The organism is Synergistales bacterium, assembly GCA_021736445.1.
In the GTDB taxonomy this organism is placed as follows: Bacteria; Synergistota; Synergistia; order Synergistales; family Aminiphilaceae; genus JAIPGA01.
On sequence record JAIPGA010000008.1, the window covers coordinates 21238 to 39347 of the forward strand.

Genomic DNA, 18110 nt, shown 5'->3' on the forward strand with positions numbered 1-18110 from the left:
TTCTCGGCGGACCGGTGCCTGGCGGCTACCTCTGCAGCGCCTCCGGGGAGACCTGGGGCAGTCCTACCTTCCAGGCCAGTACGGCGGCCTGGGTTCGGTCACGGAGCTCCAGCTTCTTCAGCACATGGCTGACGTGGTTTTTGACGGTCTTTTCGGAGAGCACCATCTTGCTGGAGATATCGGCGTTGCTCATCCCCTGGGCGAGCCAGTAGAGGACCTCCTTCTCCTTGGGCGTCAGCTCGACAAAGAGATCGGCCTCTTCCTTCCGTTTGTGGAAGGAGGTCAACAGCCTGCCGGCTACCTGGCGGTCCACATAGGGCTCGCCCCGGGCTACGGAACGGATGGCCGAAAGCAGCTCGATCATTCCGGAAGCCTTGAGGATATAGCCCTGGACACCTACAGCGGAGAGAGAAGAGAGATGCTCCTCGTCGCTGTAGGCTGTTATGGCTATGAACTTGAGATCCCGGCGAGCCTTCAGCTCCTTCACTACCTGGATACCATTCATGTTGGGCATGCTCACATCGAGAAGCAGGATATCGGGATCCGTCTTCTGCACAACCTTGATGGTTTCGAATCCGTCACCGGCCTCCCCGACGACCTCGATATCGGCTTCCAGCTCCAGCAACTTCTTCAGGCCGTCACGGAACAGGCGGTGATCATCCGCCAGAACCACCCGTATCTTCACCATTCCCTACACCTCCAGCAGCGGCAATTCCACACTCAACTTGGTGCCGAATCCGTATTTGCTCTCCACCTGCAGCGTTCCCTTGGCAAGGTGCGCCCGCTCCCTCATATTTCTCAATCCATAGGAGCCCCGTTCCCCCGCCTCGTTCATGGCCTTCTCGATTTCAAAGCCCACTCCATCGTCGATGATCTTCAGACGGAGCAGCTCCTCTCCAATACTCACCCACACCACGATCTCATCGGCCCTGCCGTGCACCACGGCATTGGCCACCGCCTCCTGAATGATTCGAAAGACATTCGACACCACCGCCTTGGGCAGGCGCGATTCCTGGCCCTCCAGCCGGAGCGAAAAGGTGGGCCCCGAACCGTCGGTGCGTTTCATCTGCTCGGCATAGCGCCGTATTGCCTGAAAGAGACCTTCATCCAGTCCGACAGGGTTCATCTGCCAGAGAAAGCGGCGCATATCGGCAAGGCCGTTCTGCAGGGTGGCCCGCATCCGGGGGAGCTCTCCCCGCACGGACTGCACATCACCCCGCTGGAGTTTCGTTTCGACGAGATCCATATCCAGGGTGAGGCTCGAAAACTGCTGCACCGGGCCATCATGGAGATCCCGTCCGATACGGTGTCTGTCGCGCTCCATAAACTCCACCGCAAAGAGAAGCAACCGGGAATCCACCCCGGAACTGCTCTCCTGGATGTCGCCGATTTTGGAGGTCACCACCTCGCGGGCCACGCGCACCTTCTGGATCAGATCCCTGCTGCGAGCGAGGACACTCTCGATGCGGCGCAGATCGCGCTGCAGCTCGTCCCTCCGCCGTCGGAGCTGCCGCTCCCGCTCCTCAAACTGGCCACGCACCCGCATGATCCGCTCCGCCTCTGCGTAGGCAGCCTGTTGCTCCCGCTCCTTGCCTCCTTTGGAGGCATCCAGCAACCGCTTCCGCGCCGTACGGTAGGCACGCACCGTCTCGTCGGTGGCCTCGATCACATCGGCAAGCTCCTGGTCGATCTCCTTGAGGACTCTCGTCGCTTCTTCGTGTCGTTTCCCCGTTTCCTCGTGGATCTCCGAGACGCTCTCTATGCTATAGTCGAGGGAGTTCTGCACATCTGCTACAATCTGTTGCAACTGTTCGCCAAGAGAACTGAATTCCATGCCTGGCCCCCCAGATCGTCGACACACAGGCACATTATACAGCATAGGTCGCAAGACTTATAATTCGGCACAGGGAGAACGGTGATTCCATGGCAGAATCCTCCCAGATCCTTCCTCTGATACGGAGAATCCGCTCCAAGGCGGGGAAAGCGGTCACCCAATTCAATATGCTCCATGAGGGAGACCGAGTGCTGGTCGGACTGTCCGGGGGCAAAGACAGCCTGGTCCTCCTCGCTGTTCTCGCCCATCTCAGACATACCAGCCCCGTTTCCTTCCAGCTGGAGGCCTGTACCGTCAATCCAGGCGATCCGCTATTCCGCACGGAGTCCCTTGCGGCGCTCTGCCGCTCCCTGGAGATCCCCTATCACGTGATCCACCAGGATGTCTTCTCGATTATAAAGCACCGGGAGGAGCGCTCTCCCTGCAGCCTCTGCGCCCACATGCGGCGGGGCATTCTCGCCGCCGCGACCCGGGACAAGGGCTGCAACGTACTGGCGCTGGGCCACCATCTGGATGACGCTGTGGAGACAGCGCAGCTCAATCTGCTCTCCTCGGGGCGGTTCAAGAGTTTTCAGCCCAAACTCCGGCACTCCAGGGCCGACATCACTGTGATCCGCCCGCTTGTCTTTCTCGAGGAACGGCGTATCGCCCAGCAGTCGGAAGCATTGGGGTTGACCGCCGTGGCCCCGTCATGTCCCTACGAGGCGAACACCCGGCGGACATTCGCCAAGGATCTCGTCGCCCATATTACCCGGGAGATCCCCGATTTCAAGAGCAAGGTCCTCCACGCACTCTGCTCCATCGATCCCGCCGACCGGTGGGCGGCCAAGGGCAAATAGTTGCAGGCCGTCCCGGCGGGACGGCCTGCAACCTCCATCTATGCTTTTCCGACGTGCGTTTTACCGCAACAACCCGGAGACGATGACGTCCACGGCCTCCTCCTCGTCCAGGCCCTTCGCCATGAGTCCCTCGATCTTGTCGTCGGCGATCCTCCCGATGGCGGCTTCGTGGGTCACCTCCGCTTCCGGATGGGTGACCTTGACCACCGGCGAGGCCTCCGCCTGGGCCTGTCCTTGGACTACCTCGGTACAGTCCACATGGCCACGGGCCCCGGGGGCCGCGCCGTCGATCATTCCGAGGAATTTCCCGCTGCTCTCATCGCGGAGAACCGTTCGCGCCTTGATCAGCGCACTGCTTCCAGGGCCTCGCAGCTGGATGACATCACGGACAAGACAGCTGTCGTCCTTCTTCCCATAGACCTTGGAGGTCAATTCCACCCGGCTCTTCGCGCCGAAAGCGTCGACATCCATGTCGATCTCCAGATCACCCACACGCCCCTCGACAAGGGAGAAATCACCGGAGTAGAGCGCCCCGTCGCCCAGTGTCACCCGCGTTTTGGGGCGCACCTCGATCTCGCCTTCCTTGCCGTGGACATGCACCTCGTTGTAGGCAAAGCGGGCTCCCTCGGCGAGGGTGATGTCGCCTTCCATCTCGTGCACCAGCTTGACGGCATTGGGAAAGATGCAGTGGGAGAGGAAGCCGGCACTGGCGTTCCGGCCGATGCGGATATGGCTGGTGATCACCTGCCTCCCGTCTTTGCCCAGATGTCCGAAACAGAGATGGACCTGCTTTTCGATCTGCGCTCCATCGGCCACATCGATATAGGCCTCGATGCCATCCTCGGTCTCCCGGGCTTCAATGGTCAGTCCGGGCACCTCCCCCTGACCGAGAACCTGATTGGCGTGCACCACCACATAGGCGGTGTCGGCCGCACCGAAGGCATTCCTCTCGCTCCCCGTCTGGCTCGCGATGTCTACCAGAGCCTTGTATTCATCTGTCGTTGCCGCCATGGGCTACACCTCCTTCGCTGCATGGTGCGGGTCGAGATCCCGGCAGGGGGTGCACTGGTTCATGAAGTACCGCTTCACCGCCTCGGGACTCCCTTCCAGTACGATCTCGCCGGCGCACATCAGGTACGAACGGTCACAGCCTTCCGACACATCCTCGCGGTGGGTGATGATCAGCACGCTGCTGCCGTTCTCCGTGAGATGCCGAAAGAGACGCATGATCTCCCCCAGAGCCAGCAGGTCGACCCCCGAGTCGGGTTCATCCAGAATAGCCAGCACGGGTTTCATGAGATAGACCGAGGCCAGCTCGATCCGTTTGCGTTCTCCACCGGAGAGCCCCCGGTCCATCATCCGTTCCAGATAGCGGGGTTCCAGCTGCACCCGTTGCAGGGCGTCCTCCATCATGGCCTCGGAGACACTGGCGGCCGAAAGCTTCAGGTAATCCTTGACGGAGATCCCCTCGTATCGGGCCGGATGCTGCCAGGCCAGGGAGATCCCCCTTCTGGCGCGCTCAGTGATGTTCATGCCGGTAATCTCCTCGCCGCGGAAGTAGATGCCCCCGGACTGAGGCGCAAAGCGGCCCAGGCCCATCAGTGCGTAGGCAAGACTCGACTTGCCGGCGCCATTTCTTCCCAAAACACCTGTCACCTCTCCCGGATGGATCTCCAGGCTCACCTTGTCAAGCACCCTGGTCTCCTCCCGGTATACCGTTACCTCGTCGACAAACAGAAGATCCTCTCGCATATCGCATCCCTCCCGGGATTGCTTCGTTTCTAAAATCATTTTAAATTATAGACCCCTTCCGGCTCCCGGTCAACAGAGCTTCCCCCAGCGTGCAGGGGCAACGCTGGGGGAAGAGACAACCCGTTACGGCGTTTTGCGTTTCCCAACGGACATCACACCTCAAACCGCCGGCTATCCATCTCCTCCATATGTCCCCGCACACCCCGGGCAGCATCCCGGTATCCGTCTCTGCCCAGGAGTCCGTAGATATAGTGCTTCCCCTGCTCCACGCCCGGTTGATCAAAGGGATTCACACCCATGAGATAGCCCGTCACCGCCGTGGTGTATTCGTAGAGAAAGAGGAGGGCGCCGAGCGTCTCGGCATCCAGCCGCTCCAGCTCTATCCAGATCACCGGTCTCCCCGCCTGCCGCAGCGAGGCGGCCGTCGCCTGGGCCTCCACATGGAGCATCTCCCCACAGGAGGTCCCGCTCAGGTATGCAAGCCCCTGCAGACTGGCGTAGGGCGACGGGGCTATCGCCTGATCCTCCTCGATCCGCCGCTGCGCCAGCACCGTGTACAGCTTGTCGTCGGGGCCGGCGGTGTAGAGCTGAACCTGGGAGTGCTGGTCCACCGCCCCCAGCGCCTTGACGGGGGTGCTCCCCCTGCCTTCCTTGCCAAGGCTCTCGCCCCAGAGCTGGGCGAACCACTCGGCGAAATCCTTCAACCCGTCACCGTAGGGGAAGATGACCGCCATGTTCCGTCCCGCCAGGGCGTGCCGGTGGTGCAGAGCCGCCAGCATCCAGCCGGGGTTCTCCCCGATGCTGTCGGCGGCCCGGAGCCGTTCATCCATCCGGCGGGCTCCGGCCAGCAGGGAGGCGACATCGATATCCAACGCCGACGCGGCGAGGAGACCCACATCGGAAAGCACCGAAAAACGGCCCCCCACATCGGGCGGCAGCGGCAGGTTCGCCGCCCCTATCTCGCGCACAAAGGAACGGAGTGAGCCCTCTTCGGGATCGGTGATCACCACCACACGCTTCAGGGCCTCCTCTTCGCCCAGGGCATCGCAGAGGCGCCGGAAAAACCAGAGGAAGTTGGCCATGGTCTCCGCCGTGCTCCCCGATTTGCTGACCACGATCAGAGCCGTGGAATGGGGATCCAGGGCGTTCCAGATCCGGTGGTTTTCCAGGGGGTCCACATTGTCGGCCATGAAGAAGGCCGGGCGTCCCCCCTCCTTCCGGGGGAAGCCGCCGCCTGGGGGATGGAGCAGTGCATTGATGAGGGTGAGCGTTCCCAGGGAAGACCCCCCGATGCCGGCTTGCACAATGCTGTCGAATCCGGAGAGCCACTCCCCTGTCCGCCGGATCTCACCAGCATCGCCATAGGGGAGATGGAGCCATCCAAAACCGCTTTGTCTCTCCTGCGCCCCCCTGCGGAGCCAGCGCTCCGCCTCCCGGCAGGCCTTCTCGTCGTTGGTGACCGGCTGGGGCAAGGCCTCCAGGGCACCGCCGACGGAGAGGGAGAGTATCGGATCCGTCATGACTGTCTCCTACTCCGCAACATCGGCACGGCTCACGGTGAGTGCGACCTCCGCATCGGAGAGGACACCCGGCACATAGAGCTGTCCCCGGCTGAGTGTGGCCGTCACCGTCTCCAGCTGCCGGTGTTTCCGGAAGAGCCGGCGGGCGATCGCAAATCCCAGGGCTTCCATGGTATAGAATTTGGTGTTCATCACGACCTCTTTGGTCAACTCGTAAACGGCTGCATAGTTCGGGGCCGCATCGGGGTCATCCAGCTGCTCCACAGGGAGGTCGTAGGAGACCTCCAGAGAGAGATCCAGGACCTGCCCGAGCTCCCGCTCTACCTCGAGCGAGCCGTGGAAGGCGTGGAACTGCATACCACGCAACCGTAAAACATTTCGCATCGCAATCACTCCCATATATCCTTCGTCTGTTCGGATCTCCGCAGGGCTGGGATTATTCCTTTCCGAGCCCTTCCTCGCGCAGTGCCGCATCAATGGCAGGCTTGTCGAAGCCGACAATGTACCGGTCGCCGACGGCGATCACCGGCACACCCATCTGTCGGGTGTTGCGCACCATCTCCATTGCCGCTTCGCGATCCGCCCCCACGTCGACATCCTCGTACTCGACATTCTGCGACGCAAGGTACTCCTTGGCCTTCCGACACCACGGGCAGGCCGACGTGGAATAGACCTTGACTGCCACCATCGCTCCCTCCCTCAGCTGTAGTGAATAGTGTGAGAAAAATAAACTTGCACTGTTATCTCAGAATCTTCCATGCGACGGCGTTCACATTTCCTGCAGATACGGTATAATGCCCTTGCCGACTTTGCAGATCCCTCTCCAGTGGTCGCAAAGTTTGCTTTTTCCTCGAGTATAGCATAAAGATGAAGGGGAGTGACCTCCATGAAAGCACCTGCCCCGGCCCCGGAACAGCTTTCTGAGCACCTCGACGCAATAATCGAGCGCTACAGGGACAAGAAAGGGGCCACGATTCCACTTCTTGCAGAGGTTCAGGACTGTTTCGGCTACCTTCCGGAGAATGCTGTCTCCTATGTCGCCCGGAACCTGGACATTCCTGCAGCCCAGCTCTTCGGCGTAGCGACGTTCTACTCCATGTTCCGATTCCAGCCTGAGGGGAAGTACGTGGTCCGTCTCTGCCGCGGAACGGCCTGCCACGTACAGGGTTCCCTGCTGATCGGAGAACAGCTCCAACGCTATCTGGGCGTCAAAGAAGGTGCAACCACCGACGATGGAATGTTCACGTTGCAGTACGTAGCGTGCCTTGGCTGTTGCAGCCTCGCGCCGGTGATGATGGTCGGCGACCAGGTTCACGGCCGTCTGACACCGGACAAGGCCGTAGAAGTACTGGAAGACTACCGCAAACGCGGGTAACGGGAGGGACTGAGTCAATGGCACGTACAACCGTCAAGGTCGGCCTTGCCAGCTGTGGCATCGCCGCCGGAGCCACTCCGGTCTATGACGAGCTCAACGCGTTGCTGGCCGACAACCCCAGGGTCGAGCTGAAAAGAGTCGGCTGCATCGGCCTCTGCTTCCACGAACCCCTGGTGGAAGTGGAGCAGGACAACGAACGGGTGATCTACGGCGAGGTCGATTCGGAGCTGGCACAGCGGATCGTATCGGAACACATCGAGAAGGGGGCCCCTATCCACGAGCGGGCCATTTTTTCTACCGTTGAGCAGGCGGTTGAAAACGAGATGCTGGGCGAACAGGTCCGGATCGTTCTACGGAACTGCGGGCTGATCGACCCGGAGATCATCGACGAATACCTCGCCCGGAACGGCTATAAAGGGCTGGAGAAGGCACTCACCAGGATGACCCCCTACGGTGTTGTGCAGGAAGTGCTGGAAAGCGGCCTCCGCGGCCGCGGCGGGGCCGGCTTCCCCACGGGGCTGAAATGGTCTTTCGCCCGCAAGGCATCGGGCGAACCCAAATACATCGTCTGTAATGCCGACGAAGGCGACCCCGGCGCGTTCATGGACCGCTCCGTCCTGGAGGGGGACCCCCACAATATCATCGAAGGGATGGCCATCGCCGCCTACGGGATCGGTGCCTCCAAAGGGTACATCTACTGCCGCGCCGAGTATCCGCTGGCGATCCGTCACCTGAAAACGGCGCTCCACCAAGCACGGGAACGGGGGTACCTGGGCAACAACATCCTCGGCACAGGGTTTGCCTTCGATATCGAGATCAAGGAGGGCGCCGGCGCCTTCGTCTGCGGCGAGGAGACGGCGCTGATGGCCTCCATCGAAGGGAAACGCGGCATGCCGCGTCCCCGACCGCCCTTCCCCGCCCAGAGCGGCATCTTCGGGAAACCCACCAATATCAATAACGTAGAGACCCTGGGCAACGTTGCGTGGATCATCCTCCACGGCGCCGAGAGCTTCAGCCAGTACGGCATCGGCCGAAGCCGGGGCACCAAGGTCTTCGCCCTGGCCGGCAAGATCCGCAAGGGCGGCCTCGTAGAGGTCCCCATGGGGATGCCTCTGCGGGATGTCATCTTCAAGGTCGGCGGCGGGATCCCCGGTGACAAGAAATTCAAGGCCGTTCAGCTGGGCGGTCCCTCAGGCGGCTGCCTCCCCGAATCGCTTCTGGACACGCCGGTGGACTACGAATCCATCAACGCAACGGGAGCCATCATGGGCTCCGGCGGGATGATCGTCATGGACGAATCCACCTGCATCGTCGATGTGGCCAAGTTCTTCCTCTCCTTCACACAGGAGGAATCCTGCGGGAAGTGCCCCTTCTGCCGGATCGGCACCCGAAGAATGCTGGAAACGCTGACGCGGATCACCGCAGGAGAGGGCAAACCGGAGGATCTGGACCTGCTCCAGGAACTCTGCCGCGAAATCCAGGACGGCTCGCTCTGCGGCCTCGGTCAGACGGCGCCGAACCCTGTGTTGACCACCACCAAGTATTTCCGCGAGGAATACGAAACCCATATCAACGAAAAGAAGTGCCCCGCCAAGGTATGCATGCCGTTGATCCACTATACCATCGACCCCGAGAAGTGCATCGGCTGCACCAAGTGCGCCCGGATCTGCCCGGTCGGCGCCATCAGCGGCGCGCCAAAGAAGGCCCACGTCATCGACGACGACACCTGCGTCCGGTGCGGACAGTGTATCGAAACATGTCCCGTAGACGCTATCTCCGTGGATTAGGGAGGTTCAAGGAATCATGAAGGACCGAACAGTACGCGTCATCCTCAACGGTCGGGAGGTCCTGGGCTATCCCGGGCAGCGGCTTCTCGACCTCTGCGAAGAGTGCGGCGTGGAGATCCCCGCGCTTTGCTACGATCCCCACCTTTCGCTCCACGGGGGCTGCTCCATCTGCCTGGTGGAGGTGGAGGGAGCCAAATCCCTGGTCCGGGCCTGCGCCGCCACCATCCGGCCCGACATGGTGGTCCACACCAATACGGATCGGGTCCGCAACACCAGAAAGCTCGGCCTGGAACTGCTCTTCTCCGACCACGTGGGCGACTGCCGCCCTCCCTGCACCCTGGCCTGCCCGGCCCGGGGCGATGTGCAGGGCTATGTGAATCTCGCCGCCCAGGGCAAATACCACGAGGCCCTGGATACGCTCCACAACAACATCACCCTCCCCGCTTCCATCGGACGGGTCTGCCCCGCTCCCTGCGAGGAGGAATGCCGCCGGAATCTGGTAGACCACGAGGCGGTCTCCATCAGGGAGATCAAGCGCTTCATCGGCGACAGCTGCATCGCCTCCGGCGACCTGGGCGCAATCCCGGAGATCTGCGACGACAGCCGCTCGGTGGGTGTGGTCGGCGGCGGCCCTGCAGGGCTTTCAGCGGCCTACTACCTCCGCCTCAGGGGCTATGAGGTCCACCTCTACGAGCGGGAGGAGAAGCTCGGCGGGATGATGCGCTACGGCATCCCCGACTACCGGCTTCCCCAGGAAATACTGGACACCGAGATCGAATGGCTGATGGCCCACGGTGTACGGGTCCACACCGGCACGGGACTGGGAGAGGACATCAGCATGGAGGAACTCCGGGACCGCCACGAGGCGGTGCTTCTGGCCATGGGCTGCTGGACCTCCACACCGCTCCGCTGCCCCGGCAAGGATCTGTCCGGCGTGGAGGGCGGCATCGAGTTCCTCTACCGGGTCAACACCGGCGAACAGGTGGACCCCGGCAGGCGGGTAGCCGTGGTGGGCGGCGGCAACACGGCGATGGACGCCTGCCGCTGCGCCAAACGACTGGGCGCGGAGAAGGTAAGCGTGGTCTACCGACGCACCCACGACGAGATGCCCGCCGAGGAGATCGAATACCAGGAGGCTGTGGAAGAAGGCATTGAATTCCTCTTCCTTTCCAATCCCTGCGGCATCCAGGAGGGTTCCTCATGCCTGCAGATGGAGTGCGAAACCATGGAGCTCGGCGAGCCCGACGCATCGGGCCGGCGCCGGCCCGTCCCCACCGGCGAGAAGTTCATGCTCGAGGTGGACAAGGTGATCGCGGCCATCGGACAGCGGGTGGAGTTCGGCGGATTGCCGGATACGCTCCACGACGGGAAGAACATGGTGGTTGACGACGACTACGCCACACCGCTCACCGGGGTCTTCGTCTGCGGCGACATGCAGACCGGTCCGGACATCGCCGTGGGGGCCATCGGCGGCGGCCACTGGGCAGCCGAGTCGATCCACCACTATCTCACCACCGGCAAGCCGGAACGCCCCTTCGAGTACGATGTCACCAGGGAGCTCACCGAGGAGGACTTCAAGGACGAGGAGCGCATCCCCCGGGAGCATGCAACCCACGACCCTGCCGAGGTGCGGCTGCAGGCAGACCGGGCCTTCGCGGAGTACAACCGCGGTCTCACCGAGGAACAGGTGCTCAGAGATGCCGGGCGCTGTATGGAGTGCGGCTGTCCGGATCTCTTCGAGTGCAAGCTCCGCCGCTACGGGATCGAGTACAAGGTGGACCCCGACCGGGTGGCCGGTGACCATATCTCCAAGACCGAAGAGGTCAACCAGTACTACATCCGGAACATGGACAAATGCATCCTCTGCGGCCGGTGTGTCCGGGCCTGCGACGAGCTGGCGGGCTTCCACGCCATCGACTTCTCCAAACGGGGCTTCGAGAGCTCGGTGGATCCCGAGTACTTCAAGGACATCGACAACTCCGACTGTACCCAGTGCGGACTCTGCGTGCAGCTCTGCCCGGTGGGGGCCCTCACCGAGAAGCGCGCCGAGCGCTGGCCCCACAGCGAAACCCCCGACATCGTCACCACCCACTGCTCCAGCTGCCCGGTAGGGTGTCAACTGGAGCTCAATCTGGACAGCTCCCACGAACGGGTGGTCCGGATCACCACCGATCTGGACGACCCCACCTCGGTCAGTGCGGGCAACAGCTGCGCCCTGGGGCGGTTCGACTACCAGGAAGACCGGGAATCACGCCTCACGGCACCACGCATCAACGGAAGAGAAACCAGCTGGAAGGAAACCCTTGACAGCCTGGCGGAAACCCTCAAAGAGAGCCCGGACTCCGACAAAACGGGGATACTGGTGCACCCATCGCTGACCAACGAGGTGCTCGCCGGCATCGGAAGGCTGACCGACGAGGTGCTCCCGGGGGCATCCTGTGCCGTCTACGGGACCGACGAGGCGGCTCCGCTGCGGAAGGCCATGGAAGAACGCTGGGGCACGCCCCTGGGCAGAACCATGTACGACGACATCACTTCCGCCGAGGTGGTGCTGCTCTTCGGCACCCGCACCGATGTACGCCAGCCGGTGCTGAGCTCCTGGCTCCGGAAGGCCATGCGCCACAGCCACACCAAGGTGATCTACGTGGGCAGCGACCCGGGAATGCTGAACCGCGGGAACACACTCTTCCTCAATCCGCTGGAAGGAAGCTACGAGACCTTCCTCAAGGGGCTCCACGCCGCTGTGCTCTCGGAGGCCGACCTGCCTCTACCCGGTGCACTGGCGGACTATACGCCGGGAAAGACATCCACCACCACCGGTCTGGATTCAGGCGAACTGATCGGCGCTGCAGAGCTGCTCGTGGGAGCCGGGAAGGTCGTGACCCTGGTCAGCGAGGAGTGGGCCGCACTCCGGAAGGGTTCGGAGGACATTGTCCACATGCTGGACGCCATCAAGCAGAAACATCTGATGCCGCTCTATGTCACCTCCAACGCCCTGGGCGCCGTGGAACGGAATATCGCCAACGACAGTGTGGCCTCCCTCCTGGAAGGAATCAAGAAGGGCTCTGTCACCAGGCTGCTCGCCTTCGGGATGGACCCGCTCCAGGCCGGCGTCACCGTTGAAGAGCTGCGGGGGCTTGACACCTATGCCCTTGCCTACCACAGGGAGACGGAATCCGCCGACACCGCCGACTACATCCTGCCCATCGCCCACTGGATGGAACGGGACGGCAGCATCACCACGCTCTCCGGCGAACATGTGCCGCAACGGCGTGCGCTGGCCACACCGGGCGAGGCCGTAGGACTCTGCTGGATCATGTCGGCTCTTGCCCGACGACTGGGGCTGGAGCTTCCGGCGGCAACGCCGATCTGCACCCACTAATACCCGACACGCGCTACCGGCAGCGCACACCGCAATCCCATAACGCAGCAGGAAGGTGGCGGGGACCCCGCCACCTTCCTGTATTCACCGACACAATGTCTCTGCCTGTCAGCCCTTGCGGATTATCCCTCTTCCTTCTCGGCCTGCCGCGCCTCGATCACCTTCCTGGTGATCTCCTCGGGGACCTCTTCGTAGTGGGAGTACTCCATGGTGAAGTTCCCCCGGCCGGAGGTCATGGAACGGAGAATGATGGCGTAGCGGAAGAGCTCGGCCAGTGGGGCCTGTGCCTTGACCACCTGCAGGCTCCCCCGGGCGTCGATGCCCATGATACGCCCTCTGCGGCTGTTGAGATCCCCCATGACATCGCCGAGGTAATCCTCGGGGACAAGCACCTCGATGTTCATGATCGGCTCCAGCAGCACCGGCGAGGTGCTCTTCATGGCTTCCTTGTAGGCCATGGAGGCAGCGATCTTAAAGGCCATCTCCGAGGAATCCACGTCGTGGTAGGAACCGTAGAAGAGCGTTGCCTGGATGTCCACCACCGGATAGCCCGCAAGGAGACCTTCCGTAAAGGCTTCCCTGAGCCCCTTTTCGACAGCAGGAATATAGGTCTTGGGAACCACCCCGCCGACAATCTTGTCGACAAACTCGAACCCTTCGCCCCGCTCTTTGGGGGCGAATTCGATATGAACGTCGCCGTACTGCCCCCGGCCGCCGCTCTGCTTCTTGTATCGGCCCTGGGCCTTGGCTGTTTTCCGAATGGTCTCCCGGTAGGGAACCCGCGGCGTGCGGGTGTCGAGATCCACCCCGTAGCGTTCTTTGATATGGGCAAGCATCACGTCCAGGTGCTGGTCGCCCATGCCGGAGAGAACGTTGTCCCTGGTTTCGGGGTTCTTCTCGTAGGAGAGGGTGGGATCCTCCTCGATGAGTCGGTGGACCGAGTTGGCCAGCTTGTCCTCGTCGCCCCGACTCTTGGGGAACACGGCCAGACTGAAGACCGGTTTGGGGAAGTCGATGGGCCGGGCCTGGAGCTTGGTCCCCTTCTTCGCCATGGTATCGCCCACGGCTGTGCTGTGCAGTTTGGGAATGGCCACGATGTCTCCGGGAACGATCTCCTTGACCTCGCTGCTCTCCTTCCCCAGCATCTGACGGAAGGAGCTGACCCGCTCGTCCTCTTCCTTGTTGACATTGTAGATATTCTCGTCGCTGGTGGTGGTGCCGGAAAGGACCCGGATAAAGGAGAGTTTCCCCACGTAGGGATCCACCATGATCTTGAAACAGAGGGCCAGGAAGTCGCCGGAGGGATCGGCGGAACACTCCACCTCCTCCCCCGCTTCGTCCAGGACCTTCCGCGGCGGCATATCTACCGGAGAGGGAAGGATATCCACAATGGTTTGCAGCAGCTGGTAGACACCGACGTTGTGGGTGCTGTCGCCGGGGATGACCGGATGGAGTTCCCGGCCGATAATCGCCTGCAGGAGCGCGGGCCGGAGCTCCTCCATACCGATCTCTTCACCCTCGAGGTAGCGCATCATCAGCTCGTCATCGGACTCGACAATCCGCTCGACAAGGGTCTCCCGGGCGCTCTGGGCCTGTTCGGCCTGTTCGGCGGGGATCTCCCCTTCGGTCATCTCCCTGCTTCCGTCGGCCCCGTAAAAATAGGCCTTGCCGGCGAGTATATCCACAAGCCCCTTGAAGGAGGCCTCGCTGCCTATGGGGAGAAAGAAGGGCACCGCCTTGTCGGTGAAATACTCCTGGATCTGGCCGACAACACCGTCGAAATCGGCGTTCTCGCGGTTCATCTTGCTGACAAAGAAGGCCACGGGAACCCGGAAATCCTCGCTGAACTCCCAGGCCTTCTCCGTCTGGACCTCCACGCCGTCCACCGCGCTGACCAGGGTGACCACGCTGTCCGCGACGCGCATGGAGGAGCGCATGTCGCCGATGAAGTCGGCATAGCCCGGCGTATCGAGGATGAAGAGCGTCTTCTCCCGGTAGGGGATCGTGGCCACGGCGGAGTTGATCGAGATCTGCCGCTTGTGCTCTTCGGTGTCGAAGTCCATAACGGTGTTGCCGCTTTCGATACTGCCCATCCGGGTGGTCTGGTCGGTATCAAAGAGAATGGCCTCGGAGAGGGCGGTCTTTCCCGCCCCTCCGTGTCCTACCAACGCGACAGTCCGGATATCTTCAGGTTTTCTCGTCCCCATAAAGATGTACCTCCTCCTGAACAATTATATAGATAGGATTCCTTGTTTCCCTTAGGAGCGCCTCCATCCCCTGGTGTGCTCTCGCCTGTTCCAATCCTCGAATATCCTACGCGAGTCGCCAGCGAAGCGTCAACGCAACACAGGTGCCGCCCTGCTGATCATTGGTCGAGCAGCTCTTTCAACTGCTCCGCTATGGCCCCGGGGTCCGCCTGGCCCCGGGTTTCCCGCATCACCTGGCCCTGCAGAAACCTCTGTTTTTTGCCCTTTTTGTCCTTGCCGGACCGGATCTCCTCCAGCACATCGGGGTGTTCGCTCAGGATCTTCTCCACAATACCCCGGAGTCTTTCGCCTTCCACGCTCCCCGTCGCGACGCCAGCCTTCTCGATGGCCTCGTCACAACCTACCTGCTCCTTGCACATGGCTGTGAAGACGTCCCGAGCCGCTGTGGTGGACAGCTCCCTGGCCTCCACCTTCTTGAGCAACAGGGCCAGCTGGTCTGCGGGAACGGGGAACTGAGCCATGCCGATGTCCTGCTCGTTCAGAACCCGGAGGATCTCCGTTTTGACCCACTTGCCGGCCCGCTCGGCGGGCACGCCGCCGGCCATGAGCGCGTCGGCGTACTCCGCCACCTCTCTGCTTTCGGACAGGGCCTCCGCTTCCTCCCGACTCAGTCCTTCCCTGTCGATATACCGCTGCACCCGCTCCCAGGGGAGTTCGGGGAGCTCTGCCCGCGCGGACTCCTGTTCTGCCGCCGTCACAACGATGGGCGGCAGATCGGGTTCGGGGAAATAGCGATAGTCATGGGCTTCCTCCTTCCCCCGGGAGGAACGGGTGACACCTGCGCCGTCATCCCAGTGCCGGGTCTCCTGCACGACATGACCACCGTCGTCGAGGATATGCCCCTGTCGTTCCACCTCGTAGTGCAGGCCCAGTTCCAGGGCACGGAGGGAGTTCATGTTCTTGATTTCCGTTCTGGTGCCCAGCGGACCGTCGGGCGTCCGTACGGAGACATTGGCATCCACCCTGAGCGAACCGGACTCCAGGTCGCCGTCACAGACGCCGAGGTAGCGCACCAGACGCCTGAGCTGCAGTACGTACTCCCTGGCCTCCCTTGGGGAAGCGATATCAGGCTCGGAGACGATCTCCGCCAGAGGAACGCCCGAACGATTGTAATCCACCAGGGAGGAACCGGACCCGGCAAGCCGTCCGTCGGCGGCACTGTGGACGAGTTTCCCGGCGTCCTCCTCGAGATGCAGTCGCTTGATCCTGATCCGGCGCTCGCTCCCATCGCTGTCGGTGAGCACAATGGCACCGTGTTCGGCCAGGGGCAGATCGTACTGGCTGATCTGGTAGGCCTTGGGCAGATCGGGGTAGAAGTAGTTCTTGCGGTGGAAGATGGTCCGCTCGTTGATGGTGCATCCCAGGGCCAGGGCCGTTCTGACGGCGTACATCACGGCTTGCCCGTTGGGAACGGGCAGCGTGCCCGGGAGGCCCAGGCAGAGGGGGCAGACATTGCTGTTCGGCGTGGCGCCGATATAGTCGGTGGAACAGCTGCAGAAGAGCTTGGTCTTCGTGGCCAGCTGGATATGGATCTCCAGCCCGATAACGGGTTCGTGCCGCGCTGTCATGCCCGCTCACCCCCCTTCGGGGTGATGGAGGGCACCCCGAAGCTGGACTGCAGTACCGACGCGATGCCCAATAGCGTCATCTCGCTCCAGTGGCTTCCCACCAACTGCACCCCCAGAGGGAGTCCGCCTTCGGACATGCCCGAATAGAGCGAGAGCCCCGGAAGGCCCGCCAGGTTCACCGGAAGGGTGAAGACATCGAGCATGTACATGCTGATGGGATCGTCGAGCAGTTCGCCTTTTTTCACGGGCAGCGACGGGCAGGTCGGCATGAGGATGGCGTCCACACCCCGGAAGGCCTCCTCGAGTTCGGCGAGGATCACCTGGCGGACCTTCTGGGCCGTCAGGTAGTAGGCGTCGTAGTAGCCCGAGCTGAGCACATAGGTGCCGGTGAGAATCCGGCGCTTGACCTCCGGACCGAATCCCTCCCGACGGGTGGTGTAGTACTGTTCGATCAGCGAGTCGGCGTCCCGGCGCATGCCGTAGCGCACCCCGTCGTAGCGTGCGAGGTTGGAGCTCGCTTCGGCAGGGGCGATGATGTAGTAGCTGGCCAGACCGTAGGTGATCGTCCTGGGCAGGGAGATGGAAACCAGCTCCGCGCCGGCCTTCTCGCAGAGGCCCGCCGTATGCGCCACCGAACGTTTCAGCTCGGGGTCAACATCGTAGCCCTCGAATTCCTGAACCAGTCCGATCCGCCGTCCGTGGAGAGAATCCTCCTCCAGGGCGTCGAGATAGCGGGGGCGTTCCATGCCGCGGCAGGTGGCGTCCCTGGCGTCGGGTTTGGCGATCACATCCATGGCCAGCGCCAGATCGCCGACATCCCGGGCCAAAGGACCGATCTGATCCAGCGACGAAGCGAAGGCGACCAGACCCCAGCGACTGACCAGGCCGTAGGTGGGCTTCAGCCCCTGGATGCCACAGTAGGCGGCGGGCTGGCGGATCGATCCCCCCGTATCGCTCCCCAGCGCCAGCGGCACGTACCCGGCGGCCACGCCGGCGGCGCTTCCCCCGGAGCTGCCGCCGGGGACCCGTGTGGTGTCGTGAGGGTTCGAGGTGGGGCCGAAGGCGGAGTTTTCCGTCGAGCTTCCCATGGCGAACTCGTCCATGTTGGTCTTGCCGATCACCACGGCATCGGCACTCCGGAGCAGCTCCACCACCGTGGCGTCGTAGGGTGGACGCCACTCTGCGAGCATCTTGCTCCCACAGGAGGTTGGGACCCCTTCGGTACACATGTTGTCCTTGACAAGGACAGGGACGCCTGCCAGCGGACCGGGCTCCCGTCCTGCGGCGTATTCACTGTCCAGCCTTGCGGCCTGCGTGCGTGCCGATGCGGCCATCGGGGTGACGACAGCATTGAGCTCAGGCTCGAGGCGTTCCATCCGCGCAATGGCGGCGTCCACCACCTCGGCGACAGAGCTTTCGCCGCGACACACCTGCTCGACAATCCTCCAGGCGGGCAACTCCCAGAACTCCATCAGTCTTCCTCCTTCACGATGCGGGGCACCTTGAAGAAATCCCCGTCCCGCATTGGGGCTTCCTGGAGGGCACGGTCCCTCTCCGGCCACCTCTGCGGCTCATCCTCCCGCATCGGGGAAGCCGCGGACCGGTCCAGCGCGAAGGGGTGGACCGCCTGCAGATCCACCTCCTGCAAGGTTTGAAAATGTTCCAGTATGGAGCTGAAGTGCCGCCGGAGCGGCTCGATCTCGTCGTCGCCTACCTCCATACGGATCAACCGCGCTACATGCCGCACATCTTCGGCTGATACATCCATCACTGCACCTCCCAAAAA

15 protein-coding genes are annotated in these 18110 nt (G+C 62.5%); 4 read left to right on the forward strand and 11 right to left on the reverse strand.

Features of this window, described 5'->3' with window-relative positions; translation table 11 throughout:
* Window positions 1-25: 25 nt before the first annotated feature.
* Both K9L28_02605 and K9L28_02610 read right to left on the reverse strand, forming a co-directional pair.
* Entirely contained in the window at window positions 26-688 is a 663-nt protein-coding gene (locus tag K9L28_02605) for a response regulator transcription factor (GenBank protein ID MCF7935221.1), read from the reverse strand.
* A 3-nt stretch (window positions 689-691) separates the two neighbouring features.
* On the reverse strand, window positions 692-1834 hold the full coding sequence (locus tag K9L28_02610; GenBank protein ID MCF7935222.1) for a sensor histidine kinase: 1143 nt from the start codon (window positions 1832-1834) through the stop codon (window positions 692-694).
* Between the two features lie 89 nt (window positions 1835-1923).
* Here K9L28_02610 and K9L28_02615 point away from each other — a divergent pair, with 89 nt between their 5' ends.
* Window positions 1924-2673, forward strand: a complete 750-nt coding sequence (locus K9L28_02615) for a tRNA 2-thiocytidine biosynthesis protein TtcA (protein ID MCF7935223.1) — start codon at window positions 1924-1926, stop codon at window positions 2671-2673.
* A gap of 60 nt (window positions 2674-2733) precedes the next feature.
* Here K9L28_02615 and K9L28_02620 read toward each other — a convergent pair whose 3' ends face one another.
* From K9L28_02620 to K9L28_02640, 5 genes are all read right to left on the reverse strand, one after another.
* Complete coding sequence (locus tag K9L28_02620) at window positions 2734-3684, reverse strand: SufD family Fe-S cluster assembly protein (protein ID MCF7935224.1); 951 nt, start codon at window positions 3682-3684, stop codon at window positions 2734-2736.
* 3 nt (window positions 3685-3687) lie between these two features.
* Entirely contained in the window at window positions 3688-4425 is a 738-nt protein-coding gene (locus K9L28_02625) for an ATP-binding cassette domain-containing protein (GenBank protein MCF7935225.1), read from the reverse strand.
* Window positions 4426-4577: 152 nt separating this feature from the next.
* Window positions 4578-5945, reverse strand: coding sequence for a glucose-6-phosphate isomerase (locus K9L28_02630; protein MCF7935226.1), 1368 nt, complete (start codon window positions 5943-5945; stop codon window positions 4578-4580).
* A gap of 9 nt (window positions 5946-5954) precedes the next feature.
* Window positions 5955-6329 (reverse strand): dihydroneopterin aldolase, encoded by a 375-nt coding sequence (locus K9L28_02635; protein MCF7935227.1) that lies wholly within the window; start codon window positions 6327-6329, stop codon window positions 5955-5957.
* Between the two features lie 52 nt (window positions 6330-6381).
* Window positions 6382-6633: an NrdH-redoxin gene (locus tag K9L28_02640; protein MCF7935228.1), complete on the reverse strand. Its 252-nt coding sequence runs from the start codon at window positions 6631-6633 to the stop codon at window positions 6382-6384.
* A 198-nt stretch (window positions 6634-6831) separates the two neighbouring features.
* Between K9L28_02640 and nuoE the strand changes: the two genes are divergently transcribed.
* From nuoE to K9L28_02655, 3 genes are read left to right on the forward strand one after another with little or no spacing between them, the layout of a single operon-like run.
* The gene (gene nuoE, locus K9L28_02645) at window positions 6832-7320 is read left to right on the forward strand and encodes an NADH-quinone oxidoreductase subunit NuoE (protein MCF7935229.1); all 489 of its coding nucleotides are present in this window, start codon (window positions 6832-6834) and stop codon (window positions 7318-7320) included.
* Between the two features lie 17 nt (window positions 7321-7337).
* Window positions 7338-9107, forward strand: a complete 1770-nt coding sequence (locus K9L28_02650; protein ID MCF7935230.1) for a 4Fe-4S binding protein — start codon at window positions 7338-7340, stop codon at window positions 9105-9107.
* Window positions 9108-9123: 16 nt separating this feature from the next.
* On the forward strand, window positions 9124-12489 hold the full coding sequence (locus K9L28_02655) for an FAD-dependent oxidoreductase (GenBank protein MCF7935231.1): 3366 nt from the start codon (window positions 9124-9126) through the stop codon (window positions 12487-12489).
* A 122-nt stretch (window positions 12490-12611) separates the two neighbouring features.
* On the opposite strand, the gene fusA is transcribed toward K9L28_02655, so the two are convergent.
* The 4 genes from fusA to gatC form a co-directional block, all read right to left on the reverse strand.
* Window positions 12612-14696: an elongation factor G gene (fusA, locus tag K9L28_02660; protein ID MCF7935232.1), complete on the reverse strand. Its 2085-nt coding sequence runs from the start codon at window positions 14694-14696 to the stop codon at window positions 12612-12614.
* A gap of 158 nt (window positions 14697-14854) precedes the next feature.
* Window positions 14855-16324, reverse strand: coding sequence for an Asp-tRNA(Asn)/Glu-tRNA(Gln) amidotransferase subunit GatB (gene gatB / locus K9L28_02665; GenBank protein ID MCF7935233.1), 1470 nt, complete (start codon window positions 16322-16324; stop codon window positions 14855-14857).
* Window positions 16321-17796, reverse strand: coding sequence for an Asp-tRNA(Asn)/Glu-tRNA(Gln) amidotransferase subunit GatA (gene gatA / locus K9L28_02670; GenBank protein ID MCF7935234.1), 1476 nt, complete (start codon window positions 17794-17796; stop codon window positions 16321-16323). Before gatA ends, gatB begins: the two co-directional genes overlap by 4 nt.
* Window positions 17796-18092, reverse strand: a complete 297-nt coding sequence (gatC, locus tag K9L28_02675; protein ID MCF7935235.1) for an Asp-tRNA(Asn)/Glu-tRNA(Gln) amidotransferase subunit GatC — start codon at window positions 18090-18092, stop codon at window positions 17796-17798. Before gatC ends, gatA begins: the two co-directional genes overlap by 1 nt.
* Window positions 18093-18110 lie beyond the last annotated feature (18 nt).

Coding starts and splice junctions, on each gene's coding strand:
- K9L28_02605 (MCF7935221.1), bottom strand. CDS start 688: ATGGTGAAGATACGGGTGGTTCTGGCGGATGATCACCGCCTGTTCCGT.
- K9L28_02610 (MCF7935222.1), bottom strand. CDS start 1,834: ATGGAATTCAGTTCTCTTGGCGAACAGTTGCAACAGATTGTAGCAGAT.
- K9L28_02615 (MCF7935223.1), top strand. CDS start 1,924: ATGGCAGAATCCTCCCAGATCCTTCCTCTGATACGGAGAATCCGCTCC.
- K9L28_02620 (MCF7935224.1), bottom strand. CDS start 3,684: ATGGCGGCAACGACAGATGAATACAAGGCTCTGGTAGACATCGCGAGC.
- K9L28_02625 (MCF7935225.1), bottom strand. CDS start 4,425: ATGCGAGAGGATCTTCTGTTTGTCGACGAGGTAACGGTATACCGGGAG.
- K9L28_02630 (MCF7935226.1), bottom strand. CDS start 5,945: ATGACGGATCCGATACTCTCCCTCTCCGTCGGCGGTGCCCTGGAGGCC.
- K9L28_02635 (MCF7935227.1), bottom strand. CDS start 6,329: ATGCGAAATGTTTTACGGTTGCGTGGTATGCAGTTCCACGCCTTCCAC.
- K9L28_02640 (MCF7935228.1), bottom strand. CDS start 6,633: ATGGTGGCAGTCAAGGTCTATTCCACGTCGGCCTGCCCGTGGTGTCGG.
- nuoE (MCF7935229.1), top strand. CDS start 6,832: ATGAAAGCACCTGCCCCGGCCCCGGAACAGCTTTCTGAGCACCTCGAC.
- K9L28_02650 (MCF7935230.1), top strand. CDS start 7,338: ATGGCACGTACAACCGTCAAGGTCGGCCTTGCCAGCTGTGGCATCGCC.
- K9L28_02655 (MCF7935231.1), top strand. CDS start 9,124: ATGAAGGACCGAACAGTACGCGTCATCCTCAACGGTCGGGAGGTCCTG.
- fusA (MCF7935232.1), bottom strand. CDS start 14,696: ATGGGGACGAGAAAACCTGAAGATATCCGGACTGTCGCGTTGGTAGGA.
- gatB (MCF7935233.1), bottom strand. CDS start 16,324: ATGACAGCGCGGCACGAACCCGTTATCGGGCTGGAGATCCATATCCAG.
- gatA (MCF7935234.1), bottom strand. CDS start 17,796: ATGGAGTTCTGGGAGTTGCCCGCCTGGAGGATTGTCGAGCAGGTGTGT.
- gatC (MCF7935235.1), bottom strand. CDS start 18,092: ATGGATGTATCAGCCGAAGATGTGCGGCATGTAGCGCGGTTGATCCGT.